The organism is Streptomyces monashensis, from assembly GCF_001866665.1.
GTDB lineage: Bacteria > Actinomycetota > Actinomycetes > Streptomycetales > Streptomycetaceae > Streptomyces > Streptomyces monashensis.
The window spans coordinates 1-15,511 of sequence record NZ_MLYO01000010.1 but is presented as its reverse complement, the minus strand read 5'-3'; the positions used below and the strand labels follow the sequence as shown (position 1 = coordinate 15,511).

16 protein-coding genes are annotated in these 15,511 nt (G+C 73.0%); 10 read left to right on the top strand and 6 right to left on the bottom strand.

What is annotated here, in order from left to right; translation table 11 throughout:
• The first annotated feature begins 136 nt into the window (after window positions 1–136).
• Together BIV23_RS02860 and BIV23_RS02855 are read left to right on the top strand one after the other, a co-directional pair.
• On the top strand, window positions 137–547 hold the full coding sequence (locus BIV23_RS02860; protein WP_071379117.1) for a VOC family protein: 411 nt from the start codon (window positions 137–139) through the stop codon (window positions 545–547).
• Between the two features lie 483 nt (window positions 548–1,030).
• Window positions 1,031–2,275 (top strand): alginate lyase family protein, encoded by a 1,245-nt coding sequence (locus BIV23_RS02855; RefSeq protein ID WP_425443457.1) that lies wholly within the window; start codon window positions 1,031–1,033, stop codon window positions 2,273–2,275.
• 41 nt (window positions 2,276–2,316) lie between these two features.
• On the opposite strand, the gene BIV23_RS02850 is transcribed toward BIV23_RS02855, so the two are convergent.
• Both BIV23_RS02850 and BIV23_RS02845 read right to left on the bottom strand, forming a co-directional pair.
• The gene (locus BIV23_RS02850) at window positions 2,317–3,012 is read right to left on the bottom strand and encodes an alpha/beta fold hydrolase (RefSeq protein ID WP_071379116.1); all 696 of its coding nucleotides are present in this window, start codon (window positions 3,010–3,012) and stop codon (window positions 2,317–2,319) included.
• 117 nt (window positions 3,013–3,129) lie between these two features.
• Window positions 3,130–3,972: a class I SAM-dependent methyltransferase gene (locus BIV23_RS02845; protein WP_071379115.1), complete on the bottom strand. Its 843-nt coding sequence runs from the start codon at window positions 3,970–3,972 to the stop codon at window positions 3,130–3,132.
• Window positions 3,973–4,110: 138 nt separating this feature from the next.
• On the opposite strand from BIV23_RS02845, the gene BIV23_RS02840 reads away from it, so the two are divergent.
• Entirely contained in the window at window positions 4,111–4,695 is a 585-nt protein-coding gene (locus BIV23_RS02840) for a TetR/AcrR family transcriptional regulator (RefSeq protein ID WP_071379114.1), read from the top strand.
• A 14-nt stretch (window positions 4,696–4,709) separates the two neighbouring features.
• On the opposite strand, the gene BIV23_RS02835 is transcribed toward BIV23_RS02840, so the two are convergent.
• Together BIV23_RS02835 and BIV23_RS02830 are read right to left on the bottom strand one after the other, a co-directional pair.
• A complete protein-coding gene (locus tag BIV23_RS02835) occupies window positions 4,710–5,528 on the bottom strand; it encodes an SDR family NAD(P)-dependent oxidoreductase (RefSeq protein ID WP_071379113.1) in 819 nt (272 codons plus the stop codon).
• Window positions 5,529–5,637: 109 nt separating this feature from the next.
• Window positions 5,638–6,216 (bottom strand): TetR/AcrR family transcriptional regulator, encoded by a 579-nt coding sequence (locus tag BIV23_RS02830; RefSeq protein WP_071379112.1) that lies wholly within the window; start codon window positions 6,214–6,216, stop codon window positions 5,638–5,640.
• A gap of 270 nt (window positions 6,217–6,486) precedes the next feature.
• On the opposite strand from BIV23_RS02830, the gene BIV23_RS02825 reads away from it, so the two are divergent.
• From BIV23_RS02825 to BIV23_RS02805, 5 genes are all read left to right on the top strand, one after another.
• Window positions 6,487–7,068, top strand: coding sequence for a (2Fe-2S)-binding protein (locus BIV23_RS02825; protein ID WP_071379234.1), 582 nt, complete (start codon window positions 6,487–6,489; stop codon window positions 7,066–7,068).
• The gene (locus BIV23_RS02820; protein ID WP_071379111.1) at window positions 7,065–8,057 is read left to right on the top strand and encodes an FAD binding domain-containing protein; all 993 of its coding nucleotides are present in this window, start codon (window positions 7,065–7,067) and stop codon (window positions 8,055–8,057) included. The genes BIV23_RS02825 and BIV23_RS02820 overlap by 4 nt, the downstream gene beginning before the upstream one ends.
• Window positions 8,054–10,192, top strand: coding sequence for a xanthine dehydrogenase family protein molybdopterin-binding subunit (locus tag BIV23_RS02815; RefSeq protein WP_071379110.1), 2,139 nt, complete (start codon window positions 8,054–8,056; stop codon window positions 10,190–10,192). The genes BIV23_RS02820 and BIV23_RS02815 overlap by 4 nt, the downstream gene beginning before the upstream one ends.
• The gene (locus BIV23_RS02810) at window positions 10,185–11,321 is read left to right on the top strand and encodes an XdhC family protein (RefSeq protein WP_071379109.1); all 1,137 of its coding nucleotides are present in this window, start codon (window positions 10,185–10,187) and stop codon (window positions 11,319–11,321) included. The genes BIV23_RS02815 and BIV23_RS02810 overlap by 8 nt, the downstream gene beginning before the upstream one ends.
• Window positions 11,322–11,418: 97 nt before the next feature.
• A complete protein-coding gene (locus tag BIV23_RS02805; protein ID WP_071379108.1) occupies window positions 11,419–12,714 on the top strand; it encodes an FAD-dependent oxidoreductase in 1,296 nt (431 codons plus the stop codon).
• Window positions 12,715–13,176: 462 nt separating this feature from the next.
• Here BIV23_RS02805 and BIV23_RS02800 read toward each other — a convergent pair whose 3' ends face one another.
• Entirely contained in the window at window positions 13,177–13,452 is a 276-nt protein-coding gene (locus BIV23_RS02800; RefSeq protein WP_245790324.1) for a hypothetical protein, read from the bottom strand.
• Window positions 13,453–13,722: 270 nt separating this feature from the next.
• On the opposite strand from BIV23_RS02800, the gene BIV23_RS02795 reads away from it, so the two are divergent.
• Entirely contained in the window at window positions 13,723–14,142 is a 420-nt protein-coding gene (locus tag BIV23_RS02795) for a hypothetical protein (protein WP_071379106.1), read from the top strand.
• A gap of 66 nt (window positions 14,143–14,208) precedes the next feature.
• Here BIV23_RS02795 and ppk2 read toward each other — a convergent pair whose 3' ends face one another.
• Entirely contained in the window at window positions 14,209–15,012 is an 804-nt protein-coding gene (gene ppk2 / locus BIV23_RS02790) for a polyphosphate kinase 2 (RefSeq protein ID WP_071379105.1), read from the bottom strand.
• A gap of 144 nt (window positions 15,013–15,156) precedes the next feature.
• On the opposite strand from ppk2, the gene BIV23_RS02785 reads away from it, so the two are divergent.
• Window positions 15,157–15,504, top strand: coding sequence for an ArsR/SmtB family transcription factor (locus BIV23_RS02785; protein WP_071379104.1), 348 nt, complete (start codon window positions 15,157–15,159; stop codon window positions 15,502–15,504).
• Window positions 15,505–15,511 lie beyond the last annotated feature (7 nt).

The window sequence follows — 15,511 nt, the reverse complement described above, 5'->3', positions numbered from 1 at the left end:
CCTCGGCGTCGGCCGCGCGCCGAGAGTGAGCGGGTACCCGAACGAGTCGCAATGTGACGAATCATCAGATAGCGCACGGAGCCCGGATACCATGGCCGCCTGCCGAACACCTGACAACGCCGAAGGAGCGACCGGCATGGAGATCGCGTCGTCGCAGAAGATCACGACGTTCCTGATGTTCGAGGGCGACGCCGAAGAGGCGATGACCTTCTACGTCTCACTCTTCGACGACGCCGAGGTCGTGCACATCACCCGCTACGGCGCAGGTGGTCCCGGCAAGGAGGGGAGCGTGCAGCACGCGACGTTCTCGCTGGCCGGTCAGCAGTTCATGTGCGTCGACAGTCCCGCACAGCACGACTTCACCTTCACCCCCTCGATGTCGCTCTTCGTGCAGTGCGCCAACGAGGCCGAGATCGACCGTCTCTTCGCGGCCCTCGCCGAGCGCGGCACGGAGCTGATGCCGCTGGGTCAGTACGGCTTCAGCCCGAGGTTCGGCTGGGTGAACGACCGGTTCGGCGTTTCCTGGCAGCTCAATCTGCCCGCCTGAGACCGCCGGTGCGCGCTCGTCGTGACGCGCACAGGGCGTGGTCCGCGAGTTCGGTGACGTCGCGGATCCGGCGTACGGCTCGGGTGGGCGATCGTGGTGTCGGTCATCGGGCCGCCCGGCTCGAACTTCCAGGCGTACCGTGATCCGCCGCCCGTCGTTCCCGTGCCCGCGCACCAGGGCACGGGGCGCCCCGTGCCGCGGTCGGCGAGCCCGCTGCGCACGGCGCCGCGCCGACTCCCGCGGGCAGGAGCGCGGCGAGGGATGCGAAGGCGACGACGGCCGCGGTGCGGCGGACGGTCCCGCAGCGGATGACCGGCATGCGGCCACCGTGGAAAGGGCCGGGCGCGACCGGCCGTCCGGCCGGCCGGAGGATCCGAGGTGGATTCTCCGCAGTGCCGCCGAACGCCCCACGGGTTCCCGGCACTTGACGGCCGTTTGGTCCGTACCTATGGTCGTCGGTCAGCGCAATGTTCAAGCTGTCGCATGCTGTTCACATACGAGGACGGTCTCATGCTGGACATCCCGCTCTCCCCCCGACGCCGCCGAGCCTCCAGGCGCTCCGCCCTCGCGCTCACCGCCGCCCTGCTGACCACCGGACTGCTCTCCTGGCCCGGTGCCCAGCGGGCCCAGGCCGCCCCCACCGCCTTCGTGCACCCCGGCGTCACCGTCTCGCGCGCCCAACTCGACTTCGCGCGCGGCAAGGTGCTCGCGGGCGTCCAGCCCTGGAAGAGCGCGTACGACCAGATGGCGGCGAGCCCGTACGCCGGCCTCAGCCGCACGGCCAAGCCCCGCGCCGTCGTCGAGTGCGGCCCCTACTCCCACCCCGACCACGGCTGCACGGACGAGCGCGAGGACGCCATCGCCGCGTACACCGACGCGCTCGCCTGGTACGTCACCCGGGACGACCGGTACGCGAAGAAGGCGATCGAGCTGATGGACGCCTGGTCCGCCACGCTCACGGACCACACCGACAGCAACGCCCCCCTGCAGGCGGCCTGGGCCGGCGCCTCCTGGGCCAAGGCCGCCGAGCTGATCAAGTACACGTACACCGGCACCTGGGCCGACTCCGGCCGCTTCGCCACCCTGCTGCGCACCGTCTACCTGCCCGAGGTCATCAACGGCTCCCGTTCCAACGGAAATTGGGAGCTGACGATGATGGAGGCCGCCGTCGGCATCTCCGTCTTCCTGGAGGACGAGGCGTCCTACGACTCGGCCATGGCCCGCTTCCGCACCCGTACCGCCGCCTATGTGTACCTCTCCTCCGACGGCGCCCTGCCGAAGACCGTCCCGAGCCAGAACCTGAACACCCGCGACAAGATCGTCTCGTACTGGCAGGGCCAGTCCACCTTCGTGACCGGACTGACCCAGGAGACCTGCCGCGACTTCACCCACACGGGATACGGCATCTCCGCCATCTCGCACGTCGCCGAGACCAGCCGCATCCAGGGGCGGGACCTCTACGGCACCGACGTCGGCGAACGGCTGCGGCAGGCGCTCGGCTTCCAGTCCACGTACGAGCTGGGCGCCGCCGTGCCGAGCTGGCTGTGCGGCGGATCCCTCAAGCTCGGTCTCGGTCCGGTCACCGAGGTCGGCTACAACGCCCTGCACAACCGCCTGGGCATCGCCATGCCCAACACCCGGACGCTGACCGAGCGCAACCGCCCCGCCGGCACCGACAACCTCTTCGTGGCCTGGGAGACCCTCACCGACGGCGACAATCCCAACTGACCGGGCAGGTCCGCAGGTTCGGGAACCGGCACCGGAGACTGTCACGCCACGGCGGCCAGCTCCACGAGACGGCGGGCCGTGCCGGCGGGATCGACGATCTGGTGGAGGTGTGCGCCGGGCAGGTGCGCCACGCGCCAGCCACGGGCGCGCGCCTCGGTGGCGAGGTCGTCGTACGGCGGGCCGAACAGCAGGTAGGAACAGGGGTGGTCGTCCCAGCCGGCGGGGACGGGGATGTGCTGCTCGTAGTAGGACAGCGGCAGGGTGGGCTGCTCCTCGACGACGGTCTTCCGCATCACCGGATCGGTGAACATGGGGGCGACGTCCGCCTCCTCCCACCAGTCGGTCCAGCGCGGCAGCCGGCCGTCCACGGCCCGGGGGCGCAGCAAGTCCAGCAGCTCCGGCGCGGCGACCGGGGTCGCTCCCGCGCGGGCCGGCAGCGCCGCGTCCACGAAGACCGACCCGGCCACCGGACGGTCGAGCGCAGCGCGGATCACCGGGAGGAACAGGCCCGCGTTGCTGTGCACCACCAGCACGAGCGGGCTGTCGGCCCGCACATGCCGTACGTCGTCCCGGACCGCCCCGGCGACGCGGGGCCAGAACGGCGGCTCACCGGTACCGATGTGCAGCAGGGACGGCACGTGCACCCGGTGCCCCGCGGCCAGCAGGTGCGCGGCCACGGGACGCCAGGTGGACGGGCCCACGGACGGGCTGTGCACAAGAACGAACGTCGTCTGCATGGGACGATCCTGCCGCCGGTCCGGGAGAGGGCGCGAGCGTCTCGGCCCACAGCAGAACACGGCACCGCACCTGCGCGCCCCGTGCGCCGGCCCGACGTCATCGGCCGACGCTGCCGCTCACCGGTCCGCCGTGACGAGCCAGGCGGTGCCGCGCAGACGGACCGTGCCGTCGGCGGCCTCGTGGGCGCGCAGATGGGCGACGAGCGTGTCGCGGGCGCGGGCCCTGGTCGGTGCGTCGGCCTGGGACGTGAGGTGGCGGCCGGGGCCGGTGCCGAGGAGGAAGTCCGCCGCGTCCTCGGCTCCTGCTCCCCAGTCGCCGTACGCCTGGACCTGGTCGACGGTGACGGCGGTGAATCCGGCCGCGGTGAGGACGGCGCGGAGGTGGTCGGGGTCGGCCAGGGAGAACATGCCGGGCAGCCCCGGCCGGCCGAAGTCGCCGACCGGCAGGATGCCCCGGAGCGCGGCCACGGCCAGCACCCAGTCGTTGCTTCCGGGGTCGGCCGGGCAGACGAACGCGAGGCGGCCACCAGGGGCCAGGGCCCGGCCGACGTTGGTGAACGCGGCCACCGGGTCGGCGAAGAACATCACCCCGTAGCGGCTGATCGCCACGTCGAAGGAGCCCGCCTCGAAAGGGTGGACCTGCGCGTCGCCCTGGACGAAGGAGAGGTTGGTGACGCCCTCCCGCGCGGCGCGGGCCCGCGCCGCGGTCAGCATGGGGCCGGACAGGTCGAGGCCCGTCGCGTGCCCCTCCGGTGCCCTGAGCGCGGCGAGGCGTGTGGTCCGGCCGGCGCCGCAGCCGACGTCCAGGACGCGGTGCGCCGCGGTGGGGGCGGCGGCGTCGAGGAGGCGGTCGTCGAAGCCCCCGTTCACCGCGTTCCAGCGGTCCTGGTTGCGGGCCCAGTGGGCGCCTTCATGGCCGTTCCATGCCTGTGCCTGCTCCGTGTTGACGATGTCGGACACGGGTTCCTCCTGCGGTGGACGGCGGAGAATGGGCGTACGCCCAAACTGTATGGGCATACGCCCAAAGTCGCAATGTCCGTTACTCTCAAGGAAGTTGCGTGTCGCGGGAGCGGCGGATTGCGGAGCAAGGAGACGCCCATGGCACCGCGCGGAGTGGCGACGCCGGACGTGCGCGAGCAGTTGTTCGCCGCCGCCGAGCGCGTCGTGGACAGGGACGGCCCCGGGGCCCTCACCAGCCGGGCCGTCACCACCGAGGCCGGCTGCGCCAAGGGGCTGCTGCACACGCACTTCGCGGGTATGGACGAGTTCGTCGCCGAGCTGTGCGTCGACCGCTTCGCCCGTACGGCCGCCAAGGCGAGGTCGCTGTCGGACCTCGTGGGCCAGGGCACCGTGGCCCGGAACCTCGAAGCCGTCGCCCTCGCCCTGTTCGACTCCGGCGGCCCCGCCATCTCCGGTCTCGCCATGACCCGGCCCGGTGCCGCGCTGCGCATCCGCGAGGCGCTGGAGGGCGGGGCGCCCGGCTTCGACGCCATTCAGCAGGCGGTCACCGGCTATCTGGAGGCCGAACGGCGGCTCGGTCGGGTGGCGCAGACCGTCGACCCCGACTCGGCCGCCCTCGCCGTCGTCGGCGCCGCCCACCACCTGCTGATGACCAGCCGGCCGGGCGCACCCGACCCCCGTCCCGCCATGACGCGCCTGGTCGGCGCACTGGTGGGCGGCTAGGCGGGGTCCTTCCCTCAGGGGGTGTCGTCGCTCCGCGGCGTGATGCGGAAGTCGAACGCCACGGTGCCCGGATCCAGGGCCGTCGTGCCGCCGTCCACCGTGAGGACCGAGCCGTTGACGTACGACGCCGCCGGGGACAGCAACCAGTCGATCGCCTCCGCGACTTCCCGCGGCTCGCCCGGTCGCCCGAGCGGCATCAGCCGGGTCGCCTCCGCGTAGGCGGCCTCCGCGCCCGCGTCCCCCAGGTCCGCGTCCTGGGCGAACCGGGCCATGCGCCGGTCGGCCATCTCGGTCCGGACCCAGCTGGGGCACACGATGTTGGCACGCACTCCGGCACGCCCGTAGTCCACGGCCACGGAGCGGCAGAGCTGGAGCAGGGCCGCCTTGGACGTGGCGTACGCGGCGTTGCGCGTGCCGTTGCGCAGGGCGGACACCGAGGCCACGGCGACCACCGCCCCCTTGGACTCCAGCAGATGCGGCAGCGCGGCGCGCAGCAGGAGCATGGGCCCGGTGACGTTGGTGCGCATGACCTCGTCCCAGTCGCCGAGGGCCAGGTCGCCCACGGCTCCGCCGCGCCCGATCCCCGCGTTCAGGACCACCCCGTCGAGACGTCCGTGCGCCTCCAGGGCCGCCCGGACGAGACCGTCGGCCGTGTCGGGCTCCCCGATGTCGGACGGGTACGCCAGCGCCCCGGTCTCCCGCGCCAGGCGGTGCAGCGGTTCGGCGCGGCGACCGGAGACGACCACCTGGTGCCCGCCCTCGGACAGCAGCCGGGCAGTGGCCTCCCCGATGCCCGAGCCCCCGCCGGTCACGATGACAACTCGCTTGCCCATCACTGTAGTCGGGCCCTTTCGCCGAGATCACCCAGACACCGTCCGACCCTAGGGCCTGCCGGCGTCACCGCTGATGACTTCCGGCCACGGCGTGGCTGCCGGACGGTGTTCAGGCGCCGGCGGGCCCCGTGCGCAGCCCGGCCATGACCAGGTCGAGGAGGCGGGCGGCGCGGGGCTCCCAGTCGTCGTCCGGGTCGAGCTGCCACAGGCCCGCGATGGCGAGGAGGAAGTCGTCCGGGGTGAAGCCGGGGCGGATGGTCCCGGCCTCCTGGCCGGCGCGGAGCAGGAGGCCCGCCGCCCTCATCACCGGGGTGGGCGGCGGCTTCTCCGGCCCCCCGGGGGTGCAGGTGGCCTGGCGGATCGCGTCGGCCAGGCCGGCCTTGGTCATGGCGAACTCGGCGAGCCGGTCCATCCACGCGCGCAGGGCCTGGTCGGGGGGCCGGGTCTCCAGCAGCTGGGTCGCGCTGGCGGCGACCTGCTGCATCTCGTGGCGGTAGATCTCCAGTACGAGCGATTCGCGGTTGGGGAAGTTGCGGTAGAACGTGCCCTGCCCGACGCCGGCCTTCCGGGCGATCGCGCTCAGCGGGGCGTCAGCGCACCGCGACAGTTCGACGAGGGCCACGTCGAGTATGCGCTCGCGATTGCGTTGCGCGTCCGAGCGCCGGGGTGAGTCCTGCTGCTTCGGCACTCGTCCTCCTCATGGGTCCGTGGCGGGAACCCACTCTTGCTAACCGGACAACTGTCCGGTACGTTCTCAAGTAACGGACAGTTGTCCGGTTGTGTCCACCATAGCGGCGGACGCGGCCCGGCGGCAGTCGCCGGCTGCCCCTGTCCCGGCTCAGCACCCAGCACCTTCGTTTCGCCCCGCGGCACAGGCCCGCACGGCGCGCGCCCCGCGTCGCACGTATCCCGGCTGCCGGACCCTCGATCCGCACTGTCCATGCGAAAGAAGCAGCTCATGACCTCATCGACGTCCAGTGTCATCACCTTGAAGATCAACGGCGAGAAACACACACTGCCCGTCGACCACCGCACCACCCTGCTCGACGCGCTCCGCGAGCGCCTCGATCTGACCGGCACCAAGAAGGGCTGTGACCAGGGTCAGTGCGGGGCCTGTACCGTCCTGCTGGACGGGCGCCGGGCGGTCGCCTGTCTGCAACTGGCCGTGGCGGCCGAGAACCGCGAGATCACCACCATCGAGGGCGTGGCCGACGGCGACCGCCTGCACCCCGTGCAGCAGGCCTTCCTCGACCTGGACGGATTCCAGTGCGGCTACTGCACCCCGGGCCAGATCTGCTCGGCGATCGGGGTGATCGAGGAACACGCGGCGGGCTGGCCGAGCGCCGCCACCTCCGACGTACGGCCCGAGGCGGGGCCGCCGCCCCTGAGCGCCGAGGAGATCCGGGAGCGGATGAGCGGCAACCTGTGCCGCTGCGGTGCGTACGTGTCGATCGTCGAGGCGGTGGCCCGCGCGGCCGGGGTCCAGGCGGACGAGCGCCGCGGCGAGGACGTCCCGGCGGGCAAGGGGGCAGCGGCATGAGGGAGTTCGACTACCAGCGGGCGTCCGACGTCGCCGGCGCCGTCGCGCTGCTCGGCGCCGATCCGGACACCCGCTTCCTCGGCGGCGGCACCAACCTCGTCGACCTGATGAAGTCCGGGGTCGAGCGCCCCGCCCGGCTCGTCGACATCCGTGAACTCCCGCTCGACGAGATCGAGCCGACGCCCGACGGCGGACTGCGCATCGGCGCCACGGTCACCAACGGCGACCTCGCCGCCCACCCCGAGATCCGGCGCCGCTACCCGGCCCTCGCGCAGGCGGTGCTGGCGGGCGCCTCCGGGCAGCTGCGCAACATGGCCACGGTCGGCGGGAACCTGCTCCAGCGCACCCGCTGCGGCTACTTCACCGACGTCACCAAGCCCTGCAACAAGCGGGTGCCCGGCAGCGGTTGCCCCGCGATCGAGGGCGAACACCACAACCACGCGATCCTCGGCGCCTCCGGTCACTGCGTGGCCGTACACCCCTCGGACATGGCCGTGGCCCTCGCCGCCTTCGACGCCGTCGTCCACTTCCACGCGGCCGACGGGCCGGGACAGTCGCCGCTCGCCGACTTCTACCTGCCCGTCGGCGACACCCCGCACCGCGAGACGGCCCTGCCGCCGGGCGCGCTGATCACCCATGTCACGCTCCCGCCCGCCCCGGTCGCCGCACGCTCCCGCTACCGCAAGGTGCGCGAGCGTGCCTCGTACGCCTTCGCCATCGGCTCGCTCGCCGCCGCGCTCGACGTGCGCGACGGCGTCGTACAGGACGCCCGCCTGGCCTTCGGCGCCGTCGCCTCCCGTCCATGGCGGGCCGGCGCGGCCGAGCGGGTCCTCATCGGTGCGCCGGCCGACGCCGGGACCTACGCCGCCGCGGCGGACGCCGAGCTGGCCGCGGCCCGGCCGCTGCCGCACAACGGCTACAAGGTGGAGCTGATCCGCAACCTCGTGGTGGCCGTCCTGTCCGAACTCGCCGAGGAGGCCGCCCGATGACCACCCTCACCACCGCAACCACCCTGCACACGCCCGCCGTCGGCACCGCGCACACCCGGATCGAGGGGCGGGACAAGGTCACCGGAGCCGCCCGCTACGCCGGGGAGGTGCCCTTCGCGGACCTCGCCCACGGCTGGCTGGTGCTGTCCACGGTCGCCCGTGGCCGCATCCGTGACCTCGACACCGAGTCCGTCCTCGCCATGCCCGGTGTCCTCGCCGTCCTGGAGCACCGCAACGCCCCGCGCCTCACCACCGACTACACCAGCTTGCTGGGCATGCGGCCGGACCCGACCTGCGCCGTCTTCCAGCACGACCGGGTGCCCCATCTGGGCTGGCCCGTGGCGCTCGTCGTGGCCGAGACGTCCGAGCAGGCCAGAGAGGCCGCCGAGACGCTCGTGGTGCACTACGAACAGGAGCCGCACGACGTCGGGTTCGGCGCCGGGCACCCCGACGCCTACGCGGCGGACGGACACATGCCGGCGGTGACGGAGAAGGGCGACCTCGACGCCGAACTGGCCGCCGCGGCCGTCGTCGTGGACGCCGAGTACACCACTCCCGAAGAGCACCACCACCCGATGGAACCCCATGCCGCGACCGCCCGCTGGGACGGTGGCCGGCTGGAGGTGACCGACTCCAACCAGGGCGCCACCTGGGTCGTCGGCGAGCTGGCGAACCTCTTCTCGCTCGACCCGGCCGCGGTCCGCGTACGCTCCGAACACGTCGGCGGCGGCTTCGGCAGCAAGGGCGTGCGCGCCCACCAGGTGGCCGCCGTGATGGCCGCGACCGTCCTCCAGCGGCCGGTGCGCGTCGTCCTGACCCGCCGTCAGATGTTCTCGCTGGCCGGCTACCGCAGCCCCACCGTCCAGCACGTCCGGCTCGGCGCCGACACCGACGGACACCTGCGTGCCCTGGCGCACCGCTCCCTCAGCCAGACCGCCACCGGCTACGAGTTCGTGGAATCGAGCGCCGGGGTGGCCCGGGTGATGTACGACGCCGACGCCCACCACACCGCCAACCGCGTCGTACGGCTCGACGTACCGTCCCCGACGTTCATGCGTGCCCCGGGCGAGGCGCCGGGATCGTTCGCGCTGGAGGCCGCCCTCGACGAACTCGCCGAGAAGTGCGGGATCGACCCGATCGAACTGCGCCTGCGCAATGAACCCGACAGGGGGCCGGTGTCCGGCCTGCCGTTCGCCGGCCGCAATCTGGCCGCCTGCCTCCGGGAGGGCGCCCGCAGGTTCGGCTGGGGCGAGCGGGACCCGCGCCCCGGGCGGCGCCGGGAGGGCCGCCTGCTGCTCGGCACGGGCATGGCGGCCGCCTCCTTCCCGGCGGGCGCCATGCCGTCCACCGCGAGCGCGACCGCGCACCCGGACGGCACCTTCACCGTCCGGATCTCGGCGGCCGACATCGGCACCGGGGCCCGTACCGCACTCACGCTGGTCGCCGCCGACGCGCTGCGGACGTCTCCCGAGCGCGTCCGTGTGCGCATCGGCGACAGCGACTTCGGCCCGGCGATGATCGCCGGCGGCTCCATGGGCACCCGCTCCTGGGCCTGGGCGATCCGGGTGGCGGCCGGGGAACTGCGCGAGCGCCTGGCCCTCGGCACCGGCATCCCGCCCGAGGGGATCACCGTACGGTCGGACACCACCGAGGCCATCGGCGCCCTCGCCGCCGCCGAACGGCACTCCTACGGCGCGCAGTTCGCGGAGGTCGCCGTGGACCCCGGCACCGGCGAGGTGCGGGTGCGGCGCATGCTCGGCGTCTTCGCGGCGGGCCGCATCGTCAACCCGCTCACCGCGCGCAACCAGTTGCGGGGCGGCATGATCTGGGGCATCTCCATGGCCCTGCACGAGGAGGCCGTCCGCGACCGCGTCTCGGGCGGACACGTCGGCGCCGACCTCGCGGGCTACCACGTCGCGACACACGCCGACGTGCCCCGCATCGAGGCCGACTGGATCGAGGACACCGATCCCGACGACCCGGTCGGCATCAAGGGCATCGGTGAGATCGGCATCGTCGGCGCCGCGGCCGCCGTCGCCAACGCGGTCTGGCACGCGACCGGCGTGCGCCACCGCAGCCTGCCCATCCGCCCGGACCGGATCCTCGCCGCCGCCGCGGAGGCGCCGGATGCTTGACCTGGCCGAGGAACTGCACCAATGGGCCGAAGACGGCCGGGAGTTCGCCGTCGCGACCGTGGTGGCGGTCGGCGGCAGTGCGCCGCGCGGTCCCGGCGCCGCCCTCGCCGTCGACGGGGCGGGCACCGTCATCGGCTCGGTCTCCGGCGGCTGCGTGGAGGGCGCGGTGTACGACCTGTGCCGCGAGGCGCTGCGGACCGGCGAGAGCGTGCTCGAACGGTTCGGCTACAGCGACGAGGACGCCTTCGCCGTGGGGCTGACCTGCGGCGGGACCATCGAGGTGCTGGTCACCCCGGTCTCCGGCCGGGGCGGGGCGCTGTCGGTCGCGGCCCTGTCGGCCGCCGTCCGCCGTGAACCCGTGGCCCTCGCCCGGGTCGCCCGCGGCCCGGCCGGACTGCGCGGACACGCCCTGCTGGTCCGGCCCGACGGCACCTGGGAGGGCGGACTCGGCGGCGACCCGGAGCTGGACCGGGTGGCGGCGGCCGAGGCCCGGGCCCTGCTGGAGTCGGGCCGCACGGGCACGGTGGAGCTCTCGCAGGACGGCTCGCACTGCCCCGGCGGTCTCACGTTGCTGGTCGAGTCGAACGTGCCGCCCCCGCGCATGATCGTGTTCGGCGCGATCGACTTCGCGGCGGCGCTCGCGAGGGCCGGGAAGTTCCTCGGGTATCACGTGACCGTCTGCGACGCCCGCCCGGTCTTCGCCACCCGGGCCCGCTTCCCCGAGGCCGACGAGGTCGTCGTGGACTGGCCGCACCGGTATCTGCGGCGCACCGGCACCGACGCCCGCACGGTGCTGTGCGTGCTCACCCACGACGCCAAGTTCGACGTACCCCTGCTGACGGCCGCACTGCGGATGCCGGCGGCGTTCATCGGCGCGCTGGGCTCGCGCCGCACCCACGAGGACCGCACCCGGCGGCTGCGCGCGGAGGGCGTGACCGCGGCGGAACTGGCCCGGCTGCGCTCGCCGATCGGCCTGGACCTCGGCGCCCGGACGCCCGAGGAGACCGCGCTGTCGATCGCGGCGGAGATCGTCGCCGTCCGGCGGGGCGGTACGGGCGTCCCGCTGACCGGTTCGACGACGCCGATCCACCACGACGACGAAGAACAAGGGAGGCGGGCGGCCGCCTGAAGGAGTAGAATATTCATCGTCCGATGAATTAATACGATTGAATCAGCGCTCCTCGATCTGCCGCTGAATCACTGCTCTCCCGAAGGGCAGGACTGCCATGGAACAGACCACGTGCTGCGTCGTGGGCGGCGGCCCCGCGGGCATGGTGCTCGCCCTGCTGCTGGCCCGGTCCGGCGTCGACGTGACGGTACTGGAGAAGCACGGCGACTTCCTGCGCGACTTCCGCGGTGACACCGTCCACCCCTCCACCCTGGCGCTGCTGGACGACCTCGGCCTGGCCGAGCGCTTCGCCCGGCTGCCGCAGCGCCGGGTGCGCACCGTCCAGCTGCCGGTCGGACCCGGCCGCTCGAACGTCACGGTCGGCGACCTGTCGGTGCTGCCCGGCCCGTACAACTACGTCGCGATGGTGCCGCAGTGGGACCTGCTGGACCTGCTCGCGGACGAGGCCGGCCGCGAGCCGTCCTTCCACCTGCGGATGAACACGGAGGCGACCTCCTTCCTGGTCGAGTCCGGACGCGTGCGGGGAGTGCGCTACCGCACCGCAGACGGCCGCACCGGCGAGCTGCGCGCCCACCTCACCGTCGCCTGCGACGGCCGCGGCTCGCCGGCCCGCAACCGGCCCGAGCTGGGACTGCGCGACTTCCCCTGCCCGATGGACGCGTGGTGGTTCCGGCTGCCGCGCCGCCAAGGCGACCCCCAAGGACTCGTCGGCGCCGCCGGTGACCGCTTCCTCGCCGCGTTGATCGACCGCGGCGACTACTGGCAGTGCGCCGGACTCATCCCCAAGGGCACGGACGCACAGCGCCGGGCCGCCGGACTCGACCGGTTCCTGGCCCAGTTCGCGGCCGCCGCCCCCTGGATGGCCGACCGGACACACGCCCTGCGCTCGTGGGACGAGGTCAAACTGCTCGACGTACGCATGGACCGGCTGCGCCGCTGGCACCGCCCCGGACTGCTGTGCATCGGCGACGCCGCGCACGCGATGTCCCCGGTCTTCGGCATCGGGATCAACCTCGCCGTGCAGGACGCGGTGGCCGCGGCCCGGTATCTCGCCGAGCCGCTGCGCCGCGGGGCCGTGGGCCTGCGTGACGTACGCCGTGTGCAGCGCCGCCGCCGGCCCACCACGGTTCTCACCCAGGCCCTCCAGCGGACGGCGCACGCCCGCTTCGTCGCCCCCGTCCTCCAGGGCCGGCCCCCGCTCGGCAGCGCGGACCGGGCCAAGGCGGTGGCGCATCTGCTCGCCGGGTCGCGCTGGGTCCGCCGGCTCCCCGCGTACTTCGTCGCGTACGGCGCCCTGCGGGAACGGCCACCGGCCTCGGCGGTCCGCAGGCCACCGGAGGACGCGGCTCCTGCGCCCCACGCTACGGGCCGTACGGCGAAGGCATCTCCCTGAACCTGCACGGAAGTTGACGCCCGCCGCGCGGCGGCCCGGGTCCTCGAAGGGCGGGGCGCCGTGTTCCGGTCAGTAAGGGTTGGCGGAGGAGGCCAGGGTGTGGGCGGGCCGCCAGCAGTCCCTGCTCGCGGTGGAGCATGCCCGCGTGCGTGAGACGTGTGCGGGCTCCGGCGAGTAGGAGCCGTACGTGCATGACAGTCCCGAACCGTGTTCGCGGTGACGGCCACGGCCATGGCCACGGCGCCGACGGGGTGCCCGAAGCCGTACTGGGCCGAGGCCGCGCCGCCCGGCACGTGCGCCTTCACCGCGAGCACGAGAGACATGAAGGGCCGCGTCGCCGCCGCAGGTGAACCCCCGTACCAGGGCCGTTCGTCCGGAACGGCCTTGGCGTCAGGGCCTGTTGGCATGGCGTCCTCTCGGCGCGCCGCGGGAGTCCGGCGTGGCGGCGCGGCGGGCTCAGCGCTAATTCTGGCCGAATCGCGCCGCGATCCATGTGGCGCCGCGCTCGGCGAGCGCCCGCCTGCGCCCCCACCGGGACCGACGCGGGGCGACGGGCAGGGACGGGCGTTCCGGCGGGGTGGCCGCCAGGGTGGCGAGGCGGCCGGCGGCGCGAGCGAGCTCCGCCTGTAAGCGTCGGCGCCGCTCCGCGGTCCCGGCACGCAACAGCGCCGAGTAGAGCCCCTCGACCTCGGCCACGGCGGCGCCGAGCCGCAGATTCGCGTCACGCACTCGTCGCATGTCCCCGCGTGGCATGAACGTCCTGCCTTCCCCCGATGCCGGTACGGACCCCGTTGACTTCAATTATTGCGCAAGGCAGCAAGTTCCTGCTGCTCTCCCGCCTCACCCGCTGCGGCCGCGCCTTCCCTCCGGGCTGTTACAAGACAGCGACATGGCGTCAGTGAACGCCCCCCTTCCCCGTGTCGTCACTTCTAATGACCACGCCAATCGCCATGTAACTGGCCTTTGGCGCGAAAAACTCTTCTCTCCACGGAAAAGGACATATCAGTGATGGTCTCGAAGCGTCGCTCCCTGCGCATAGCCGTCGTCGGTACTCTCGGCGCTGCCTCCCTCGCCCTCGCCGGCACCGCGATGGCGGCTGCCCCCGCCACGCACTCCGCCTCGGCCGTCGCCGCCGCGCAGAAGGCGCAGCCCGCCAAGGCGAGCATCACCGCCAACCCGTCGGTGTCCTCGGTCCGCGCCTGGCAGCTGTTCCGCGTCACGGGCAAGACCACCGGCATCAAGGCGGGCAGCAAGGTGACCCTGCAGCAGAAGCAGCACGGCAAGTGGGTCAGCCTGCCCGCCTCCGTGCCGGTCCTGCACAACGGCTCCTACTCGCTCGGCGTCAAGCTCGGCCTGAAGGGCAAGAACGACCTGCGCGTCGTCAACGGCTCCACGGCCTCGCCGGTCTTCCACGTGACCGTCCGCTGAGACGGTCCGACTCCCGCCTGTACGAGGCGCCCTCGTACAGGCGGACCCCGTTGTCCCCGCGGCCGCCTACAACCGGGCCGCGTGATCGGGGACATAGGTCCGCAGATCACGCGGGGGGCGCTCGTAGCCCGTGGACGGCGGTCGCTCGGGCAGGTTCAGCACCGGTGGCGGGACCTCGTGGTACGGGACGGACGCCAGCAGGTGGGCCATCATGTTCAGCCGGGCGCGCCGCTTGTCGTCGCTCTCGACGATGTACCAGGGCGCTTCGCTGATGTCGGTGTGCACCATCATCTCGTCCTTCGCCCGGGAGTACGCCTCCCAGTGGGTGATCGACTCCAGGTCCATCGGCGACAGCTTCCAGCGCCGCAGCGGATCCTCCAGCCGGCGCCGGAACCGCTCCTGCTGCGCCGTGTCGCTCACCGAGAACCAGTACTTGCGCAACAGGATCCCGTCCTCGACCAGCATCCGCTCGAAGGCCGGGCACTGGCGCAGGAATCGCTCGTGTTCCTCCGGGGTGCAGAACCCCATGACGTGCTCGACCCCGGCCCGGTTGTACCAGGACCGGTCGAAGAGCACGATCTCTCCGGCGGCCGGCAGATGTTCGACGTACCGCTGGAAGTACCACTGGGTGCGCTCGCGCTCCGTCGGCCTGGGCAACGCGGCGATCCGGGCCCCGCGAGGGTTGAGGTACTCGGTGACCCGCCGGATGGCGCCGCCCTTGCCGGCCGCGTCCCGCCCCTCGAACACGACCACCAGCCGGGCCCCCTCGGCTCGCACCCACTCCTGGAGCTTGGCCAACTCGGTCTGGAGGCGCAGCAGTTCGGCTTCGTAGACCTTGCGGGAGAGCGTCGGCGCCCTGTTGCCTTTCATATCCGCATTTTCCCCTTGTTCCCGCCGTCCGGCCCGCAGGGGTGCGCTGGTGTCGGAGGAGTGCTCCCCTTGTCCCTTCCGGCCGCGGTTCGACGGCGGTCGTACTATGGCCTGACCGTACCGAAGCCGCCCCGAGGAGTCACCGTGGCCCGCCCCCGCACCGCCCGGACAGTGGAGCACCCCGACCTGTCGGAGGTCTCCCTCCAGCAGGTGCTGGAGGCGTTGGTGGACCCCGTGCGGCGGCTCGTGGTGGCCCAGCTGGCCGCCGCGGACGAGGACATGAGCTGCGGCACGTTCGAGGCGCCGGTGTCGGTGTCGACGCTGACCCACCACTTCAACGTGCTGCGCGAGGCGGGCGTGATCCGGCAGTACTACGTGGGGACGACGAAGCTGAACGCGCTCCGCGCGGACGATATGGAGCAGCGGTTTCCCGGCCTGCTCGGCGCCGTGCTGGCGGCCTCCGCGGCGGAGGGCGGGGCGGTCCCGGCCTGAGTGGGGC

Coding starts and splice junctions, on each gene's coding strand:
- BIV23_RS02860 (WP_071379117.1), top strand. CDS start 137: ATGGAGATCGCGTCGTCGCAGAAGATCACGACGTTCCTGATGTTCGAG.
- BIV23_RS02855 (WP_425443457.1), top strand. CDS start 1,031: ATGCTGTTCACATACGAGGACGGTCTCATGCTGGACATCCCGCTCTCC.
- BIV23_RS02850 (WP_071379116.1), bottom strand. CDS start 3,012: ATGCAGACGACGTTCGTTCTTGTGCACAGCCCGTCCGTGGGCCCGTCC.
- BIV23_RS02840 (WP_071379114.1), top strand. CDS start 4,111: ATGGCACCGCGCGGAGTGGCGACGCCGGACGTGCGCGAGCAGTTGTTC.
- BIV23_RS02835 (WP_071379113.1), bottom strand. CDS start 5,528: ATGGGCAAGCGAGTTGTCATCGTGACCGGCGGGGGCTCGGGCATCGGG.
- BIV23_RS02825 (WP_071379234.1), top strand. CDS start 6,487: ATGACCTCATCGACGTCCAGTGTCATCACCTTGAAGATCAACGGCGAG.
- BIV23_RS02820 (WP_071379111.1), top strand. CDS start 7,065: ATGAGGGAGTTCGACTACCAGCGGGCGTCCGACGTCGCCGGCGCCGTC.
- BIV23_RS02815 (WP_071379110.1), top strand. CDS start 8,054: ATGACCACCCTCACCACCGCAACCACCCTGCACACGCCCGCCGTCGGC.
- BIV23_RS02810 (WP_071379109.1), top strand. CDS start 10,185: ATGCTTGACCTGGCCGAGGAACTGCACCAATGGGCCGAAGACGGCCGG.
- BIV23_RS02805 (WP_071379108.1), top strand. CDS start 11,419: ATGGAACAGACCACGTGCTGCGTCGTGGGCGGCGGCCCCGCGGGCATG.
- BIV23_RS02800 (WP_245790324.1), bottom strand. CDS start 13,452: ATGCGACGAGTGCGTGACGCGAATCTGCGGCTCGGCGCCGCCGTGGCC.
- BIV23_RS02795 (WP_071379106.1), top strand. CDS start 13,723: ATGGTCTCGAAGCGTCGCTCCCTGCGCATAGCCGTCGTCGGTACTCTC.
- ppk2 (WP_071379105.1), bottom strand. CDS start 15,012: ATGAAAGGCAACAGGGCGCCGACGCTCTCCCGCAAGGTCTACGAAGCC.